Source organism: Thiomonas sp. FB-6 (genome assembly GCF_000377645.1).
Taxonomy (GTDB): domain Bacteria; phylum Pseudomonadota; class Gammaproteobacteria; order Burkholderiales; family Burkholderiaceae_C; genus Thiomonas_A.
Genome location: NZ_KB898471.1, coordinates 263,990 through 282,307 on the forward strand (window position 1 = coordinate 263,990; position 18,318 = coordinate 282,307).

General features: G+C 72.5%; 13 protein-coding genes. 4 read left to right on the forward strand and 9 right to left on the reverse strand.

Annotation, left to right across the window (positions count from 1 at the left end; all coding sequences use genetic code 11):
* Positions 1-69 precede the first annotated feature (69 nt).
* On the forward strand, positions 70-4,821 hold the full coding sequence (locus D466_RS20145) for an EAL domain-containing protein (RefSeq protein WP_018911878.1): 4,752 nt from the start codon (positions 70-72) through the stop codon (positions 4,819-4,821).
* Here D466_RS20145 and D466_RS25005 read toward each other — a convergent pair.
* Entirely contained in the window at positions 4,736-5,272 is a 537-nt protein-coding gene (locus D466_RS25005) for a MarR family winged helix-turn-helix transcriptional regulator (protein ID WP_018911879.1), read from the reverse strand. The genes D466_RS20145 and D466_RS25005 overlap by 86 nt on opposite strands.
* Before the next feature lie 107 nt (positions 5,273-5,379).
* Here D466_RS25005 and D466_RS0101290 point away from each other — a divergent pair, with 107 nt between their 5' ends.
* Complete coding sequence (locus D466_RS0101290) at positions 5,380-6,981, forward strand: DHA2 family efflux MFS transporter permease subunit (RefSeq protein WP_026284761.1); 1,602 nt, start codon at positions 5,380-5,382, stop codon at positions 6,979-6,981.
* Positions 6,982-7,014: 33 nt separating this feature from the next.
* On the opposite strand, the gene D466_RS0101295 is transcribed toward D466_RS0101290, so the two are convergent.
* Together D466_RS0101295 and D466_RS0101300 are read right to left on the reverse strand one after the other, a co-directional pair.
* Positions 7,015-8,073, reverse strand: a complete 1,059-nt coding sequence (locus D466_RS0101295; protein WP_196803395.1) for a GGDEF domain-containing protein — start codon at positions 8,071-8,073, stop codon at positions 7,015-7,017.
* Positions 8,074-8,257: 184 nt separating this feature from the next.
* Positions 8,258-9,094 (reverse strand): class II glutamine amidotransferase, encoded by an 837-nt coding sequence (locus D466_RS0101300; RefSeq protein WP_018911882.1) that lies wholly within the window; start codon positions 9,092-9,094, stop codon positions 8,258-8,260.
* Between the two features lie 279 nt (positions 9,095-9,373).
* On the opposite strand from D466_RS0101300, the gene D466_RS20155 reads away from it, so the two are divergent.
* Positions 9,374-9,694, forward strand: a complete 321-nt coding sequence (locus D466_RS20155) for a hypothetical protein (RefSeq protein ID WP_018911883.1) — start codon at positions 9,374-9,376, stop codon at positions 9,692-9,694.
* Positions 9,695-9,699: 5 nt separating this feature from the next.
* On the opposite strand, the gene D466_RS20160 is transcribed toward D466_RS20155, so the two are convergent.
* Positions 9,700-10,713: a LysR substrate-binding domain-containing protein gene (locus tag D466_RS20160; RefSeq protein WP_231385643.1), complete on the reverse strand. Its 1,014-nt coding sequence runs from the start codon at positions 10,711-10,713 to the stop codon at positions 9,700-9,702.
* A gap of 140 nt (positions 10,714-10,853) precedes the next feature.
* Here D466_RS20160 and D466_RS20165 point away from each other — a divergent pair, with 140 nt between their 5' ends.
* Positions 10,854-11,240, forward strand: a complete 387-nt coding sequence (locus D466_RS20165; RefSeq protein WP_156003895.1) for a DUF2917 domain-containing protein — start codon at positions 10,854-10,856, stop codon at positions 11,238-11,240.
* 29 nt (positions 11,241-11,269) lie between these two features.
* On the opposite strand, the gene D466_RS0101325 is transcribed toward D466_RS20165, so the two are convergent.
* The 5 genes from D466_RS0101325 to D466_RS0101345 all read right to left on the reverse strand — a co-directional run bounded on the left by D466_RS0101325 (position 11,270) and on the right by D466_RS0101345 (position 18,304).
* Positions 11,270-12,406: an alpha/beta fold hydrolase gene (locus D466_RS0101325; protein WP_018911886.1), complete on the reverse strand. Its 1,137-nt coding sequence runs from the start codon at positions 12,404-12,406 to the stop codon at positions 11,270-11,272.
* Positions 12,407-12,516: 110 nt separating this feature from the next.
* Positions 12,517-14,184: an APC family permease gene (locus D466_RS0101330; protein WP_018911887.1), complete on the reverse strand. Its 1,668-nt coding sequence runs from the start codon at positions 14,182-14,184 to the stop codon at positions 12,517-12,519.
* A gap of 127 nt (positions 14,185-14,311) precedes the next feature.
* The gene (locus tag D466_RS20170; RefSeq protein ID WP_156003954.1) at positions 14,312-15,568 is read right to left on the reverse strand and encodes an MFS transporter; all 1,257 of its coding nucleotides are present in this window, start codon (positions 15,566-15,568) and stop codon (positions 14,312-14,314) included.
* A 178-nt stretch (positions 15,569-15,746) separates the two neighbouring features.
* Positions 15,747-16,733, reverse strand: a complete 987-nt coding sequence (locus tag D466_RS0101340; protein WP_018911889.1) for a hypothetical protein — start codon at positions 16,731-16,733, stop codon at positions 15,747-15,749.
* Positions 16,730-18,304, reverse strand: coding sequence for a bifunctional aminoglycoside phosphotransferase/ATP-binding protein (locus D466_RS0101345; RefSeq protein WP_018911890.1), 1,575 nt, complete (start codon positions 18,302-18,304; stop codon positions 16,730-16,732). Before D466_RS0101345 ends, D466_RS0101340 begins: the two co-directional genes overlap by 4 nt.
* Positions 18,305-18,318 lie beyond the last annotated feature (14 nt).

The following is an 18,318-nucleotide window of genomic DNA, read 5'->3' on the forward strand; positions in this document are numbered from 1 at the left end:
AATCCGCCCGCCCTGACGCGCTCCCACAGGCTTTCCAGACCGCCGCGATCCCTGCGCGGCGTTGCGGCGTTGGCGGCCCTGCTGCTGTGCGGGGCCTTCTGCGCCAGCGTGGCCTGGGAATCCTGGCGTGCCACGCGCGAACACGCGCTGAGCACACTGCAGGCCAGCGCCGATGTCTACGCCCAGGATCTGCGCGAGCATCTGGACACGCGCATTTCGCACCTGCGCCAGATCGCCGCGACCCTGCCGGCCAAGGGCGACGCCTCGGCCTCCCTGCGCCAGGCGCTGCAATTGTGGCCGGACAACAGCAACCTGCTGCTGCTCGGCGCCGACGGCCGCGTGCTGGCTTCCGCGCGCCAGCCCGCGGGCTACCCTGGACTGGATCCGCGCCTGGCCCCGGCCACGCGCGATGCCTGGCTGGCCTGCGCGGCCGGCGCCGAGCGCTGCGCGCTGCCGCCGGTGCCGGATGCGGCGCGCCCGGGCAGGTGGCTGAGCGCCGAGATGCTTCGCATCGCCCAGGATCGCTGGCTGGTGGTGGTGCACCCGCATCTGCTGTCTCCCGCGCTGCAGGCGCTGCTGGCGGCCTACCCGCAGGCGGGCCTGACGGTGGTGCGCGACGTCGACGGCCTGCCGCAGGTGGGCTACCCGGTCAGCCTGACCCCCTACGGCCAGGCGCAGCGCCTGGACCTGCCGCTGCGCTCTCTGCTGGGCTCGGGTAGCGGCTCCTACCAGGGCGCTTTGGGCGACCGCGACCAGCGCTCGCTGGGCGCCTGGGTGCGCGTGGACGGACTGCCCTACGTGGTGATCGCCGCGGTGCCGCGCAGCGCCCTCGTGGCCCGCTGGGCACGCGGCCTGCTGCCCTATGCGGCGCTGCTGCTGGGGCTGGCCCTGATCGCGGGCTGGATGTTCCTGCTGGAGATGAGGCGCCTGCTGATGTTGCAGAAACGCAACGCACAGGCGATGTTCACCCTGGAGCGCCTGTCCACGCTGCAGAGCTTTCGCGCCCGCACCCACGAACTGATCGCGGGCGCCGGTGCCGAGCCCGAATTGCTGCGCGACATCTGCGCGGCCGCGGTGGAACTGTGCGGCCTGCGGCTGGCCTGGATCGGGCGCATCGACGCGCAGGGCCAGCTGCAGGTGGTCGCGGCCGCCGGCGCCACCTCCTACCTGGAAGGCCTGCCGGTGGCCCTGCGCGCGCACGAGGAGCCGGCCGAGCCCTTCGCCGACGCCTGGCGCGGCGGGCTGGCCCAGTTGCACGACGATCTTGCCGGCCCCGGCAGCACCTGGAGCGGACGCGCGGCCGCGCATGCCGTACATGCCGCGGCGGCGCTGCCCATCCGGCGCCACGGCCGGCTCGACGCGGTGCTGTCGCTGTACTGGAGCGAGGCGCTGGACTTCGACCCCGAATACGCCAACGTGCTGCGCGACATGGGCGAGGACATCGGGCGCGGCCTGGAGCGCCTGGACCTGATCGCGGCGCAGCAGGAAGCGCTGAGCGCGCACGAGCGCCAGGGCGAGCTGATGCGCACGGTGTTTTCGCAGATCGACGTGCTGATCGCCTCGCGCAGCGAAGGCGAACTGCTGGAGACCGCCTGCACGCGCCTGCTCGAAGGCGGCCTGTTCGCGGCCGCCTGGATCGGCCAGCCCGACGAGGCGGGACGCGTGCACGTGGTGGCCGCGGCCGGCCACGCGCGCGAGACCCTCGACGGCCTGGAGCTGCGGGTGGAGCACGACGGCGCGGACGCCTTGTCGCGCACCTGGTTCGAGGGGCGGCGCGCGGTGGAAACCGAACCCGATTCGCCGCTGATCCAGCCCTGGCAGGCCTATGCGCTGGCGGATTGCACGCAGGAGGCGGTCACCCTGCCGCTGCGCCGCTCGGGGCGCCTGTGGGCCATGCTGGTGCTGGTGGCCATCGACAGTACCGACCTCGACGCCATCGTGCAGGACACGCTGCTGCGCACCGCCGAGCTGATCAGCCAGGCGCTGACCGAGATCGACCTGAAGCAGCTGCTGCAGGCGCGCGAGTCGGAACAGGCGCATCTGGCGCGCCACGATGCGCTGACCGGCCTGGCCAACCGCCTGGCGCTGGAGCAGCACCTGCCGCACGCGATGGCGCGCGCGCGCCGCGGCGGGCACCAGCTGGCCATCGGCGTGCTCGACCTGGACGACTTCAAACCGGTCAACGACACCTACGGCCACGCGGCGGGCGACCGGCTGCTGCAGCAACTGGCCGCGCGCCTGCAGGCGCAGCTGCGCGAGTCCGACCTGCTGGCGCGCCTGGGCGGCGACGAGTTCGTGCTGGTGCTCGACGAACTCGATGCCGCGCATCCGCGCCAGGTTCTGACCACCGTGCTGGGGCGTCTGCACCGCGCCGTCGAACAGCCCTTCGAGCTCTCCCCGGGGGTGCAGGCGGAGGTGGGCATGAGCATGGGCCTGGCCCTGTACCCGGAGCACGGCGACGAACCGGATTCGCTGCTGCGCCAGGCCGACGGCGCGCTGTACGCCGCCAAGGGCGCCAAGGCGCGGCGCCAGCGCTGGTGGCTGCTCAGCGGCGAACAGGTGGACGATGCCCAGCAGACCGAGCTCGAGCCCTACGGCGAGGAAGCCGCCGAACTGCTGGAGAAGGTGCAGTCGGAACTGGCCCAGGTGGACGAGGAATTCCTGGAGGCCTACTGGCTCCAGATGGCACCCGACAGCGCCAATGCGCGCATCGTCGCCATCCTGACGGACGAGGAGCTGCTGGGACTGAAGGCCCACCAGACGCGCCATCTGCGCGGCCTGCTGGCCCCGCGGCTGCAGCGCCAGGAGCAGGAAAGCGCGGCGCTGCGCCTGGGGCGCGTGCACGCGATGATCGGCGTGGACAGCGCTGCGGCGATGGACACGCTGAGCCAGTACGGCGCCGCGCTGCAGCGCGCCACGCAGCGCCTGCCCCTGCGCCTGGACGCCCGCGTGCGCCTGCAGACCCTGCTGCAGCAGCGCCTGAGCCTGGACCTGCACGCCATGCAGCGCGGCGCGCTGGAGGTGCAGCACCAGCGCCAGGCCCATCTGGCGGCCATGGAATCGCGCCTCGACGCCTGGGAGCAATCGGGGCAGTTGCCGCGCCACGTGGTGGCCCACCTCGGAGATCTGCCAGGGGTCTGCGGCGTGGCCTGCGGACGCCCCGACGCCGACAACCGCTACGTGCTGGAGTTCGGGCATGGCGAGGCGCAGGGCTACCTGCAGGCGCTGCGCGACGCCGGGATGGACCTGGATTTCCGGCGCGGGGCGCTGGAACGCCCGGGCGCCACCCAGCGCGCGTGGACCAGCGGAGCCATCTCCACCGATGCCAACGAACTCGCGGTGCCGCAATTCGCCCCCATCGCGAGCCAGTTCGGAGTGCGCAGCGTGGCGGCGATCCCGCTGCTCGACCGCCACGGGCACGTGCACCAGGTGATCACGCTGCTGGGGCGCCACCCGGGCCAGTTCGAGGCGCCGGCCATGCGCATGTGGCTGGAGTCGGCGCAGCACCACCTGGGGCCGGCCTTCCAGCGCGCGCTGGGCGGCCCGACCCAGCAACCCATCGCGGCCACGCGGCGCAGCCGCCTGCACGACCTGCTGTACGGCGGCGGGCTGCGCCTGCACGTGCAGCCGCTGGTCAACCTGGTCACCGGGCAGCCCGACGAAGTGGAGGTGCTGGCGCGCCTGCAGGACGGCGACAACGTGCTCATGCCCGGCGCCTTCCTCGAAGCCTTCGGCAACCACGAACTGCGCATCCTGTTCCGCAAGGGCCTGGAGCTGACGCTGCACTGGCTGCGCACCTGGGAGGCGCAGGGCCTGCACCTGGGCGCCAGCCTCAACCTGCCGCCCAGCGTGCTGATGGATCCCGAGTGCCCGCAATGGATCGCGCAGGCGCTCGAGCACAGCCGCGTGGACGCGGCGCGCCTGCACCTGGAACTGCTGGAGAGCCACGAGGACCAGTTCGACAGCGAGCGCCGCGACGAGGCCATCGCCAGCCTGTCGCGCCTGGGCGTGCGCCTGATCATGGACGACCTGGGCTCGGGCTACAGCAGCCTGCGGCGCATGCGCAGCCTGCCCTTCCACACCGTGAAGATCGACCAGCACATCGTGCAGCAGGCCCAGGACGAGCCGGTGAAGACCATCGCCTTCGTCGGCGCGCTGGTGCGCATGGCGCAGGGCCTGAACATGCAGGTGACCATGGAAGGGCTGGAAAGCCCCGACCTGGTGGAGATGGCGCTGGCGCTGGGGGTGGAGCGCGGCCAGGGCTACGCGCTGGCGCGTCCGATGCCGGCCGAACATTTCGCCGCCTGGGCACACCAGTGGCACTGGGAGCTCGACGCCGGAAGCCCCGACACCGCGCTGGGGCGCCAGGCGCTGCTGTACAGCCGCGACATCGCGCCGCTGGACTGGCAGCGCATCATCGTGTCCCACCAGCAGTACCGCGACGCGCTGATGCGCAGCCTCGACGGGCAGGGCACGCCGCTGCAGTGGCGCGTGGTGTGCCGCGACGACGCCTGCCTGCTCGGGCGCTGGATGCGGCGCCACGCCGACACCATCTGGCCGTCCACGCGGCCGGTGTTCCTGCGCGCGCAGCAGTTGCATACCGAATTCCACCGCCAGGCCGGCGAATTGCTGCGCGAGGCCGAGGAGTCACACCGCCCCGACCGCGCGATGGCCGAGCTCGCCGCCGGCACGCTGGACCGCGCTTCCGACCGCCTGGTGCGCGCGCTGCACCAGCTCAGCTGGACGATCGGCGCGGCGGGCGAGCACGACGAGGCCGCGGAACCCGCCGAGCAGGCCGCGAAGGCGCGTCTTCAGGCCTGAGCTGCGTGCCGGACACCGGCGCCGCGGCCGTGCCGCCGAGGTTGTCGTTCAGGCGCTCCAGCACCCGCAGGAATTCCTCGCTCTCGGCGGGCTCGATGCCGGCGAACACCTGCTCGCGCGCGCGCCGGGAGATCTCGCGAATCTGGCGCAGCACCGGGCGCGCGGGCTCGCACAGCACCAGGCGGTGCGCACGCCGGTCCTCGGGGTCGGCCAGGCGCTGCACCATGCCCTCGTCCTGCAGGCGGTCGAGCAGGCGCACCAGGGCCATCGGCTCGATCGCGGCCAGCTCGGCCAGGCGCGACTGGCTGATGCCCTCGTGGCGCTCCAGGTAGGCCAGGGCCCTGCAGGTGGTCAGCTTCAGTCCCGTGCCCTGCGCCAGTTGCTCGAACAACTGCACGTAGCGCCGGCTGAGCTCGGCGAGCAGGAATCCGAAATGACGCAGGCGGTCCATGGTGGCAGCGGCGAGGACGGGCGGGGCAGCGGGCGGGGCGGCGCGCGGCGCCCCGGCATGAAATCATCCGAGAAGATATCATCTGATAGGAAGCCCGCGAAATCCCGATGAACCCCGACGCCCCCGCAGATGTCGCCGCGCCAGCGCCCCGTCCGGCGCCCGCGACACCGGCGCACCTGCGGCCGCTGACGGGCGGCATGCTGGTGGCAGGCACCATCGCGCTCAGCCTGGCGACCTTCATGAACGTGCTGGACACCTCGATCGCCAACGTGTCCATCCCGGCGATCGCCGGCGACATGGGCGTGAGCTCCTCGCAGGGCACCTGGGTCATCACCTCCTTCGGCGTGGCCAACGCCATCGCGGTGCCGCTGACCGGCTTTCTCACCCAGCGCTTCGGCGCCGTGCGCACCTTCCTGGCCAGCATCGCGCTGTTCACGCTGTTCTCCTTCCTGTGCGGGCAGGCGCCGAACCTGCCGGTGCTGATCCTGTTCCGCGTGCTGCAAGGCGCCTCCGCCGGGCCGATGATCCCGCTGTCGCAGACCCTGCTGCTGTCGAGCTACCGGCGCGAGCGCGCCGGCATGGCGCTGGCGATGTGGTCGATGACCACGCTGGTGGCGCCCATCGCGGGTCCGCTGCTCGGGGGCTGGATCACCGACAACATCTCCTGGCCCTGGATCTTCTACATCAACGTGCCGGTGGGCCTGGTGTGCGCGCTGATCACGCTGACCATCTACGGCTCGCGCGAGACGCCCACCCACAAGGTGCCCATCGATTGGGGCGGGCTGGTGCTGCTGGTGATCTGGGTCGGCTCGCTGCAGGTGATGCTGGACAAGGGCGAGGAGCTGGACTGGTTCGGCTCCACCGCCATCGTCGCGCTGGCCGTGGCGGCCGTGGTGGGCTTCGTGCTGTTCCTGATCTGGGAACTCACCGACCGGCACCCGGTGGTCGACCTCAAGCTGTTCGCGCTGCCCAATTTCACGCTGGGCACGATCATGCTCTCGCTGGCCTACGGCATGTACTTCGGCTCCCTGGTGCTGCTGCCGCTGTGGTTGCAGGAGTACATCGGCTACACCGCCACCGCGGCCGGCGGGGTGCTGGCCTGGGTGGGCCTGTTCGCGCTGCTGTTCATGCCCTTCGTGGGGCGCTACGCCGGCCGCGTGGATATGCGCTGGCTGACCTCCTTCTCCTTCCTGGTGTTCGCGGTGGTGTTCTGGATGCGCTCGCGCTTCACCACCGGCGACACCTACTGGGACTACTCCCTGCCCACGGTGATCCAGGGCGTGGCCACGGCGACCTTCTTCATCCCGCTGCTGGGCATCATCCTGGGCGGCCTGCCGCAGCAGCGCGTGGCCTCGGCCGCGGGGCTGTCGAATTTCGCGCGCATCACCGCAGGCTCCTTCGGCGCCTCGATCTACACCACGCTGTGGGACAACCGCTCCAGCCTGCACCACGCGCAACTCGCGCAGCACATCTACGAGGGCAGCCCACGCTCCTCGGCGGTGCTGCGCATGCTGGAGGCGGGCGGGTTGAGCCACCAGCAGGCCCTCGGGGTGCTCAACCGCCTGATCGACGTGCAGGCCTCGACCATCTCGGTGGACGAGATGTTCCGGCTCAGCGCCTGGCTGTTCGTGGCGATGATCGTGATGGTCTGGCTGGTGCGGCCCAGCGCGCCGGGCGCCGCCGGCACCGAGGCGGCCGGCGCGCACTGAAGCAGCGCAGCGACGCGCGCCGCCCGGCGGCGCTCAGGCGTGCCCGGGCGCGTGGCCGTGGTCTCCGTCCAGGCTCACGCGGTTGCGTCCGGCGTCCTTCGAGCGGTACATCGCGCGGTCGGTGCGCCGCAGCAGGGTGTCGCGCGTGTCGCCGGGCTTGCGGCTGGCCACCCCCAGCGATACGGTGAAGGGCTCCAGCACGAGATTGTCGCTGCGCCGGCGCAGGCGCAGCGATGCCACGCGCGTGCGGATGTTCTCCGCCACCTGCGCGGCCTCCAGCAGCGAGGTGCGCGGCAGCAGCACGAGGAACTCCTCGCCGCCGTAGCGCACCGCGTGGTCCTCGCTGCGCAGGCACTTGCGGATCGCCTCGGCGACGTGGCGCAGCACCGCGTCGCCCAGCGCATGGCCGTGGGTGTCGTTGATGCGCTTGAAGTGGTCGATGTCCAGCATCAGCAGGCTCAGCGGCGCGTCCGGCTCGATCGCCATGAGCTCGTCGAGCTCGTTGTCCATGGCGCGCCGGTTCCACAGGCCGGTGAGCGGGTCGATCAGCGCCTCGCGGCGGTGGCGCTCCAGCTCCAGCTTGAGCTTCTCGCTCTCGGCCAGCGTGACCTGCAGGCGCTGCTGCAGGTGCTCGTTGCGCTGGCGCGCGCGCTGCGTGGCCGACACCAGCCCTGTGGCGATGATGCGCAGGCTTTGCGCGTCGGCGTCGTGCCCCAGGTGCCCGAGGGTCGTCTCCAGCGCCTGGCCGAACTCCTCCGCGCCGCGCCCGGCTTCCTCGATGTTCTGGGTCAACTCCCCCAGCAGTTGCTGCAGGTCGTTGCCCACGCTGCGCAGCGGGGTCGAGCGGTCCACCGCCAGGTGGCGCTCATGCAGGTCGCGCAGCACGAAGGCGTCGATCCTGCGTCCGCTGTGCAGGTACTCGTCCAGGGTGCGGCACAGCTCCGGGCTGCCGCCGCTGAGGTACTCGTAGGCCACGCCGTAGCTCAAGGGGATCGGCGCGACCTCGTGTTCGAGCAGGAAATCCACGGCGCGGAAGGCCAGGGCCTTGGCTTGCTCGACGGTGTGCTGGGTGCTCAAGGCGGTAGCGGGCATGGCGGGGCGGAGTCGAGAAGCCTGAAGCGGGTGGCCACCGGCCCGGGGAGTGCTTGCCCCTACCGCAGCCCACGAAGGAAATATTCTATGAAACCAAGATGTTGTGTGATAAATCTTAACGGGTTTCTCAGAAATTTCACCCCGCGAACGGGGGCTTCGCCACACCCCGCCGGAGCCTGCCGCCTCAAGCGAAACGCTCGCCCTGCCGCAGGCCCACCACGGTGCCACGCGGCAGGGCCTGCCAGTCGCCTTGCCCCAGCGGAACGCTGGCGAGCATGGCCATCGGGTGCGCCTGGGCATGGCTGGCGTGAACCTGCAGCCCGCCCACCTCGTGCCGGTGCGACGCCGCCGAACGACGCAGCCACAGGTGCAGGCCCGGCTCGCGCACGCTGCCGTCGGCCTGATGCCGGCGGTCGGCATGGGCGAACAGGCTGTCGCCGTCGGTGTACAGAAAATTCGCCGGCCCCAGCGTGCGCATGTGCTCGGCGAAGGCGCGCACCGTGTCCAGGCGGGCCTGCGCATCGGGCACGCCGGCGGCGCTCAGCCACAAGGGCTCGAGCATGCGCAGTAGATGACAGAAGGCATGTTCGGAATCGGTCTGGCCGACCGGCTGCGGGGGCATCCGGCCGTTCGCCCGCGGCAGGGGCCAGCGCGTCCACACCTCCGGCAGGTTGCCATTGTGGGCGAACACGTGCACGCGCCCGCCGAGCTCGCGCACGAAAGGCTGGGTGTTGGCCAGCGCCACCGGGCCCTGCGAGGCCCGGCGCACGTGGGACAGCACCAGCGGGCTGTGGAAATCGTGGTCCTCCAGCACCCGCGCGAAGGCACTGCGCACCGCCGGCACGGGCTCGCGCAGCACATGCGCGTCCACCCCGTCGAAATACGCCGCACCCCAGCCGTCCGGATTGCCGGGAACGCCACCGGGCTCGAGCGGCGCGCCGTGGGTGGCGAATTCGGCAAAGCGCAGGCGCAGGCGCACGCGCGCGGCGCGCGCGCTGCTGACGGCGAACAGTTCGCACATGATCGTCTCCTGGGTGGATGAGGGGCGCCCCCCCGGGGGCCTCGGACCAGCGTAGCAGCCGCCTCGCGCGCCCAGGGCTACGGGACGTGACAGATCTCGACCATGAGAGCAATAGGCCCATAGCCGGGTGTGGGCGAATCCCGCCGCCCCTGCGCGCGCGGCGCGAAGGGGCCACCATGGGCTGCAGAAACGCCCGGCGGTTTCCGGGCAGCGGGCCTGCCACCGCTGCGGTCGCCAGCGCCCGCCTTTGCCCCTCCCTTCCCCACGATGAGGTCAGCCATGCATTTTCCCCATTCCGACCCCTCCCGCCCCTTGCGCGAAGACGACGCCGCCGGCAGTTGCAAGCGTCCATCGCGCCCGGCCCACAATCCGCAGGCACGCGAAGAGCACCTCCAATACGAACGCGAGCTGCTGCGCCGCAACCGCGATGTCGAGGCCCAGCTCGACCACGCGCTGGTGGAATCCTTCCCGGCCAGCGATCCGCTGGCAGTCACGCCCGAGGGCGTGTTCCCCGCGTCCGACCCGAGGCTGGCCGACGACGACACGCCGGAGAATGTCGGCCCCAGCAGTCCGCCCCGCGACGGCAGACAGGGCAGCTAGGGCAGCTAGGCGCGCGGCACGCGCTCCTGCACCAGTTGCGCGCGCAGCCAGTCCACCAGCGCGCCCACCTCGGGGCGCTCGCGCGCCTGCTCGCGCAGGACCATGTAATAGAACACTCCCGCGGGTTGCGGCTCGCCCAGCGGCAGGACCAGGCTGCCGTCGGCCAGCAGCGGGCGGATCAGGCCCAGCTGGCCCATCGCCACCCCCATGCCGGCCTGCGCGGCCTGCACCGTCTGGTGGGTGAAGTTCAGGTGCAGCCAGCTCAGCGGCACCACCTCGCGATGCCCCACGCGGCGAAACCACGCTTCCCAGGACAGATCGTCCAGGTAGGCCAGGCTGGCGGCGGAACTTCCGCCGGGGCCGACCTCGCCGATCAGCGTGGTGCGCGCCAGGTCCGCCGGCGTGCGCAGCGCGGTGCCGCGGCGCTGCATGTCGGCCAGCAGGCGCGGACTGCACACCGGGGCGATGCGCTCTTCGAACAGGGCCTGCGCCAGCTCCGTGCGCACGGCGACGTGCCCGGGCCGCGCCAGGCGCAGCGCCACGTCCTGCCCGGTGGCCTCGAGGTCCATGATCTGGTCCGAAGCCTCGACGGCGATGTCCACCTCCGGGTACTCGGCCTGGAACAGCGGCAGGCGCGGCATCAGCCACAGGCTCGCGAAGGAGGCGAAGGTGGTGATGCGCACCCTCGGGCGCTGCGAGGACTGGCGCAATTGCTCGACGGTGGCATCCACCGAGGCCAGCGCGGGCCGCAGGGCCGCGGCGAGGCGCTCGCCCGCGGTCGTCAGGCGCACGCGCGGACCGTCGCGCTCGAACAACGCCACCCCGACCTCGCGCTCGATGGACTGGATCTGCCGGCTCAGCGCCGACTGGGTCAGCGACAGGTCCCGCGCGGCCGCGGTGAAGCCGCCCAGGCGCGCCGCCGCCTCGAAGGCCCGCAGGAAGCCGGTGTCGATGCGACGGGCCGGACGCGGGCGCTGCCGGCCCGGAGCGGGCTTCGGCGAGGGAGATTCATCATGCATGGAATGCATGGTAGCAATACGAAATTACCGTTTTCCATCCATCCGGGTTGTTCCTAATATCTAGTCACGCCGCCCCCGGAAATCCGCGAAATATTCGCCCCGAGTCGAGACGGCACCTCGTGACGCTCAAGGAGTACAGCATGATCCTGAGGAATGAACAAACCCTGCGCGTGGAGCGCAACCGGATCAACCTCTTGGACGGCGACAGCCTGCACCTGTGCAAGCACGTCGGGGCCGAACTGCGCGCCTACACCCCGCCCGCCCACGATGCCGCCGAGCGTCCGGGCCTGTTGTGGATCACCGAGGAAGGCGAGGCGGAGGACGTGTTCCTGCGCCCCGGCGATTCCTACCGCCTGCGTGGCGAGGGCCGCGTAGTGGCGACCGCCTGGGGCGCGCTGCTGCTGCGCGTGCTGTCGCCGCGCGAAGTCGCCGCGGAGGCCCGCGAGGCGCGTCGGCGCGAACGCAAGCTGCAGCCGGTGCGCAACGGCGCCGGCCCGGCTTCGGGCCTGGGTTCCTGCGCCGCCTGAGCGAGCCTGGGACCGGCCCGGCGACAGCTTCAGCGCCCGCCGCCGGGCGCGGCGCCCGCGCCGTGCTCGCACAGCCACGTGGCGATGGCCGGCCAGGCTTCGCGCAGGGTGCGCGCTCCCATGAACAGCCCCACGTGCCCGCCGGGAACCACGCGCTTGTGCACCTCGGCCGGACGCATCAGGTGCTCGGCGGCGAAGACCTGCTCCTTGGGCGTGATGTCGTCCGACTCGCCGGCCAGCAGGTACACGGGGCAACGCACCTGCTCCAGCAACAGGCGGCGCCCCAGGCCCACGAAGCGCCCATGGGCGAACTCGTTGCGCTTGAACAGATGCTCGATGACCTGCAGGTACCAGCGGCCCGGCAGATCCAGCGGGTTCTCGTACCAGCGGTCGAAATCCTCGGCCTTGCGCAGCCAGGCCGGGTCGTCGATGTGCTCGTACAGGTCGATGTGCTCCTGCACGTAATGCTGCTCCGGATGCATGTTCTTCCATCCGGCCAGCATGTAGCGCCCGGGCATCAGCCCGCCTCCGCTGGCCACCAGCTCCTGGTAGAAACTCATCGGGCTTTCGCGCACCATGCGCAGCAGCCGCCCATGCCCCGCATGCGTGTCGATGGGCGAGCCGGCGAGCACCAGCGCGCGCACCTTGGCGGGGTAGCGCGCCGCCAGCATCGCCGACAGCCAGCCGCCCTGGCACAAGCCGACCAGGCAGACCTCGCCACCCAGGTCGTCGACACAGGCCAGCAGCTCGGCGAGGTACTGGTCGACGTCGAAGTCCTTCATGTCCGGCGTGGCGCTGTGCCAGTCGGTCAGCAGCAGGTGGTGCACGCCGCCGTCGCGCAGCGTCTGCATCAGGCTCTGGCCCTCGTGGTAGTCGGCGATCATCGAGGTGTGTCCGGCGTAGGGCGCCACCACCAGCGTGGGCAGGCCGCCGGCCCGCGGCGCGGAGTAGTCGCACAGGCGCAGGGTGCGCAACTCCAGGCGCGTGCCGTGGGCGGTGGCCAGGCGCGGCTTGATGCCCCCGTGCAGGCGCGTCTCCTCTTCCAGGAATCGCACGTTGCGCGCGACCAGCTCCAGGCCCTGGCGGGTCATGTCGGCGGCCATCAGCGCCGGCCAGAACAGCGGAACGTTGATATTGGGAGCGGATGGGCTCGTGGACGATTTCATGGCTGGGCGGCGGCATGCGGGACATTGCGGCGGATGATGCGCCGCACCATGCTACGCGCCCACCCGGACGCGGGCCCGCCCTGCCGGGCGCCCTCCTCGCGGCAGGCCCTTCAGGCGAATCCCGGCCCGCGCGCGCGCACGTAGCGCCGGCCGGCGCGCACGCCCCAGGCGTAGCAGCCCAGCGACAGCACGACGGCAAGCGCGCTGCCCGCGCCTTCGCCGAACCAGCCCAGGCCGCCGCGCGTGCTCAGCCAGGACAGCAGATAGGTCAGCGCCAGGTACACCAGCAGCCAGGCGCCGCCCTGCCAGTCGGCGGCGTCGAAGGTGGTCGCGGCGGCGGCGAAGCCGCGGCTGCCGGCGGCGCGCGCGCGCAGGTGCATCCAGGCGTACCAGAGCACTGCGGCGAGCATCACCGGCAGCGTGGCGCGCAGCACGCTCCAGCTTGCCCAGTACATGACCAGCGTGCTGACGATGAAGGCCAGCGGCGCGACCACGCGCATGCCGGGCAGGCGGTCGGCCGCCGCGCCGATGCCCTCGGCGCGGAACACCGGCAGCGCCACCGCGCCGATGGAGAAGGTGAACACGATCACCGCGCTCAACGGCCGCACGATGGCATGCCAGCTGGGCAGCGGCAGCAGCAGGGCCACCCCCACCAGGAAGTTGATCAGCAGCGCGCGGCGCGGAACGCCCGAGGCCGCGTGCACGTGCATGAGCGCGCGCGGCAGCAGCCCGTTCTTGGCGATGCCGTACAGGTTGCGCGCGTTCGCCGACGTGAACACGATGGCCGAGCCCGAGGGCGAGATCATCGCGTCGGCCATGAGCATCCAGTACAGCCAGCTCAGGCCCAGCATGCGCGCGAGGTCCGCGAAGGGCGATTTCATGTTCACGCCGTGCCAGCCGCCGGCCAGCAGCTGCGGCGGCAGCGCCACCAGGAAGGCGAGCTGCAGCGCCAGGTACAGCGCGATGGTCAGCAGCAGCGTGGCGATCAGCGAGCGCGGGATGTCGCGCCGCGGGTTCACCGCCTCGCCCGAGAGTTCGACGATGTTGCGAAAGCCGGTGTAGGCGAAGATCAGCCCGGCCGAGGCCACCGCGCCCAGCGCCTGCGCGTAGCCCAGCGGCGCGAAGCCGCCGTGCGCGCTCAGGTTGGCCAGACCCCCGGAGGCGCCGGCGTGGTCGAAGCCGCTGGCCAGCAGCAGGGCCAGGGTCAGCAGCGGCACCAGGATCTTGATCGCCGTGACCACGTTGTTGGCGCGGGCGAACAGGCGTACCCCGAAATAGTTCAGCAGCACGAAGCCGGCCATCAACAGCACCGCCAGCGCCAGGCCGGGCGGCGTGAGCACGCCGGCGGAGGCGTCGTACACGCCGGGCAGCCAGGCGGCGGCGTACTGCACCACGCCGGCCGCCTCCGTCGGGGGATTGCTCACGTAGGCCAGCCACATGGCCACGCCGATCACGGTGGCGGCCAGGCGCCCGTTGGAGTACAGCGGGTAGCGCACCAGGCCACCGGATTCCGGGCGCACCATGCCCAGCTCGGCATAAACCAGCGCCACCATCAGCATCAGCACCCCGCCGACGACCCAGGACAGCAGAGCGGCCGGCCCCGCCGCGCGCGCGGCGTACATGGAGGCGAACAGCCAGCCCGAGCCGATCACGCTGCCCAGGCCGGCAGCCAGCAGCGACCAGAAACCCAGCTTGCGCTGCAGCTTGCTGTCCTCGCGTTCGATCGCCGCGGCGTCTTGCGCCGGGCCCTGGGCGGCATGGCCTGCGTGGGTGGTCATCGGAACGTCCCGGCTGAGGAGGGCTGGATGGAGGCCGCGGCGGCCCGGTCCTGCGTACCATACGCGAAGCCGGCAGTGCGTGCCACGAGCCCGGCGAATCCACGCAGGGCCCGCATGCCCGGCGGATTCAACCCGGCTCGGCGACTCCGCCGGCCGGCCCGGCAGGCGGCCCCCCGGCGCGCCGGCGCTTGGCACGCTGCAGGTACCAGGTGGCCAGCAGCGCGGCGGCGACGCCCGAGGCGGCTCCCACGCCCAGGGCCCAGCGCGGCCCGAAGGTATCGGCCACCCAGCCCACCAGCGGCGCGCCCAGCGGGGTGCAGCCCAGGAAGATGCCCATGTAGATGGCCATGACCCGTCCGCGCATGAAGGGCTCGGTGGACAACTGCACCATGCTGTTGGTGGAGGTGGTGAAGGTCTGCGCCAGCGAGCCCACCAGCGCCAGCACGATGCCGAAGCTCCAGGGCCCGGGCATCAGCGCGGCCAGCGCGCAGGCCACGCCGAAGGACAGCGCGCTCACGCGCAACAGCACCAGGTGCGGGCGCTTGCGCCCGGCCACGAGCAAGGCGCCGGCCACCGAGCCCACGGCCATGCACGAGGACAGCACTCCGTACAGGTCGGGCCCGCCATGGAAGGCGCTCACCGACATGGTGGAAATGAAGATGGGGAAGTTCAGCCCGTAGGTCCCGACCAGGAACAGCATGGTCAGCGCGACGATCAGGTCCGGGCGCCCACGCAGGTAGCGAAAGCCCTCGGCGATGCCCGAGGGGCCGGCCGGCGCACGCGGCGGGCGCCGCAACTCGGCCGTGCGCATGGCCGCCAGCGCGGCGATGACCGCCACGAAGGACAGGGAGTTGATGACGAACACCCAGCCGCTGCCCACCGCGGCGATCATCAGCCCGGCCACCGCCGGGCCCACCAGGCGGGCGCCGTTGAACAGCGTGGAGTTCAACGCCACGGCGTTGGGCAGGCCCTCGTCGCCGACCAGCTCGGCCACGAAGGTCTGGCGCGCCGGGGCGTCGAAGGAGCTCACGCAGCCCAGCACGCCGGCGAAGGCGTAGACCTGCCACAGCGTGACCACGCCGGCCAGGGTCAGCAGGCCCAGGCCCAGCGCCAGCACCGCCATCGCCGACTGGGTCACCATGAGCAGGCGCCGGCGGTCGAAGTGGTCGGCGGCCATGCCGGCCAGGGGCATGAGCACGATGGGAGGGCCGAACTGCAGGGACATCACCAGCCCGACCGAGGCGCCGCTGTCGTGGGTGAGCACGGTCAGCACCAGCCAGTCCTGGGCGATGCGCTGCATCCAGGTCCCGATGTTCGACACCAGCGCGCCGCCGGCCCAGATGCGGTAGTTGTAGCCCTGCAGCGAATGGAAGGTGCGCAGCAGGGCGCCCGCGAAGCGCGCGCGCGGGCCCGCGCCGGGAGTCGACGAGGAAACGTTGGGGTTCATGGAGCATGCCGCCGCGCAAGCTCGGCGCGGTGCGGGCAGAGCGCTACTCTACGCCGCAATCGCCCGGGGCGTGCGGGCCCGCAACGCCACGGGAGCACCCTCCGGCGCGCCCGGTCTACGACCGGGATGGGCCCGGCATCCAGTCCCCGGATTCGAAGGCCTGGACGAAGGCCTCCAGTTCGCCCGGCGGCAGGACATCGATGCCGCCGGCCCCGGCGCGCCCGGCGCCGCCGAAGCGCCGGCACAGCTCGTGGGCGCCGTGGGGTGCGCGCAGGGGCGCGCGCACGCTGGCGGCCAGCGTGCCCGCGGCGGTGTCGCGCAGCACCGCGTGCGCCAGCGCCGGGCGCTGCCCGGCCAGCAGGTTGGCCAGGCTGCCGCCGACGCGCCGGCTCCACGCGGAGTCGGGAAGGCGCCAGATGCGTGCGCCGGGGTGTTCGCGCCACGGCCCCAGGCGCAGCGCCTGCTCCAGATCGGCCTGGCGCAGCTCGTCGATGCGCCCGATGATCGGCTCGTGCCCCAGCAGCTGGAACGGATCCTGGTAGCGCACCAGCCGTTCGTACAGCTCCGCGGGCGCCATCAGCACGTCGCGCTCGTCGTCGCCGTAGGCGTTGTAGTTCACCACCTCTCCGAGGCGGCGCAGCGCCGCGCACCGCTGCGCGTCGAGCCCCTCGCGCAGCGCCAGCGCGTCGGCCACGCCGGCCAGGTTGTCGCCGTAGGCGCCCACCAGGGCCCACAGGCGCCTGCGTCCGCGCAGGAAACGGTCGACCAGCAGGCTGCTGCACATGCTCGGGGAGAAGTCCAGATGCGCCCGCAGCCGGGGGTGGCGAGGCACCGCGTCCACCGCGTGGTGGTCGAAGTAGCGCACGATGGCCCCCTCGCGCAACAGCCGCAGCAGCTCGGCCAGGTTGCGCTGCATGGACAGGTCGCACACCAGGATGCGGTCGCCCGGCCGCGCCTGCACCCGGCGCAGCAGCTCGATGTCGCGCTTGAGTCCCGTGACCAGCAGGGCCGGCGCCGGCTCGGCCTGGCGCCACTGCACGACGGCGCACAGCCCGTCGGCGTCGCCGTTGCACACGTCGATGCGGCGCGCCGGCATGGTCATGGCGGGCCGGCGGCGCCGCGGTCCATGGCCGCCCAGCGCGCGGCCAGCGCGGCCACGTCGACCGGCACGCCGGTGTCCACGTCGAGCCGGCATGCCTGCTCGTCGGGGCGCAGCTGGTCGCCGCGCGCGAGTTGCGCCTCCAGCACCCGCAGGTCGGCCTCGGAGGCATCGTCGGCGCGCGCGCGCCGCGCCAGCACCCGCTGGCGCAGCAGCCCGGCGTCGGCATGGCAGTCCAGCAGCGTGAAGGGCACGCCCATGGAGGCCGCCAGCGCGCGGAAGGAATCGCGCTGGGAGGCTTGCAGGAAGGCCGCGTCCACGATCACGGCATGGCCGGCCGCCAGCACGTTTCGCGCCGCCCGGCGCAGCCGCGCGTAGGTGGCGCGCGTGGCCCGCGCCGAATAGGCGCGCGGCGCGTCGGTCGGCTCCAGGGCGCCCAGGCCGAACAGGCGCTTGCGCTCCACGTCCGAGCGCAGGCGCACCGCGCCCGCCGCCTCGAGCAGCGCCAGGGCCAGGTGGCTCTTGCCCGAGCCGGAGGGCCCGCGGGTGATCAGCAGGCGCGGCTGTGCGCGCAGCGCCAGGCGCGAGGCCGCCGCCAGGTAGTCGGGGCCGGCGGCGGCCACGCCCTGCGCGCGGCGGATGGCGAGCACCAGCGCCCGCACCAGCGCGCGGTAGACCAGGTAGTAGCGGTGCACGGCCATGCCGGCGTGATCCCCGGTGGCCTCGAGCCAGCCGTCGAGCAGGCGCCAGGCCAGGTCCCCGCGACCGTGCGCATGCAGGTCCATGCAGGCGAAGGCGATGTCGGCCTGCACGTCGATCCAGCGCAGCGCGGGATCGAACTCGATGCAGTCGAAGGCCGTGGCGCGGCCGTCGAGCTCGATCAGGTTGTCCAGGTGCAGGTCACCGTGCCCCTCGCGCACCCAGCCGTCGCGGCGGCGCGCCTCGAAGCGCCGGCGCAGGCGCCGCCCCTCGGCGGCGCACCAGGCGGCCAGCGGCGCGAGCCGCGGCTCGGGACCGTGGCGCGCGAGCGCGCCGAGCACCTGCGCCGTGTCGCCCACGACCGCGCGGGGCGCGCCATAGCCGGAGCCGGGCTGCGCGCGCGGGGCACGCAAGTGGAAGGCCGCGAGCGTGGCCGCCAGGCCGTCCAGCGTGGCGCCGTCCAGGCGGCCTTCGGCCAGGCGCCGGCCGAGCAGGGCGTCGTCCGGGAACTGGCGCATGCGCAGCGCGTGGTCCACCACGGGGCCGCCGCCGCTCAGGCGCGGCCGGGCCGGGCTGCCGCGCACGGGCACGACGTCCAGGTACAGCTGCGGCGCAAGGCGCCGGTTCAGGCGCAGTTCCTCGTGGCAGGCGCGGCGCCTGGCCTGGGCGCTGGAGAAATCCAGGAAGCCCAGGCGAAGCGGCTTCTTGATCTTCCACGCCTGTTCGCCGTCGAGCAGCACCCAGGACACATGGGTCTCCACCAGGCGCACCGGGCGGGCGCAGGCCTGCTGCAGCCAGGCCCTCAGCGCGAGGATGTCCAGCATGCGCGGCGGGCGTGCCGCGTCGGACCTCGGCTCGAAGTGCTGCGTCACCATGCGCCGGCCTCCCT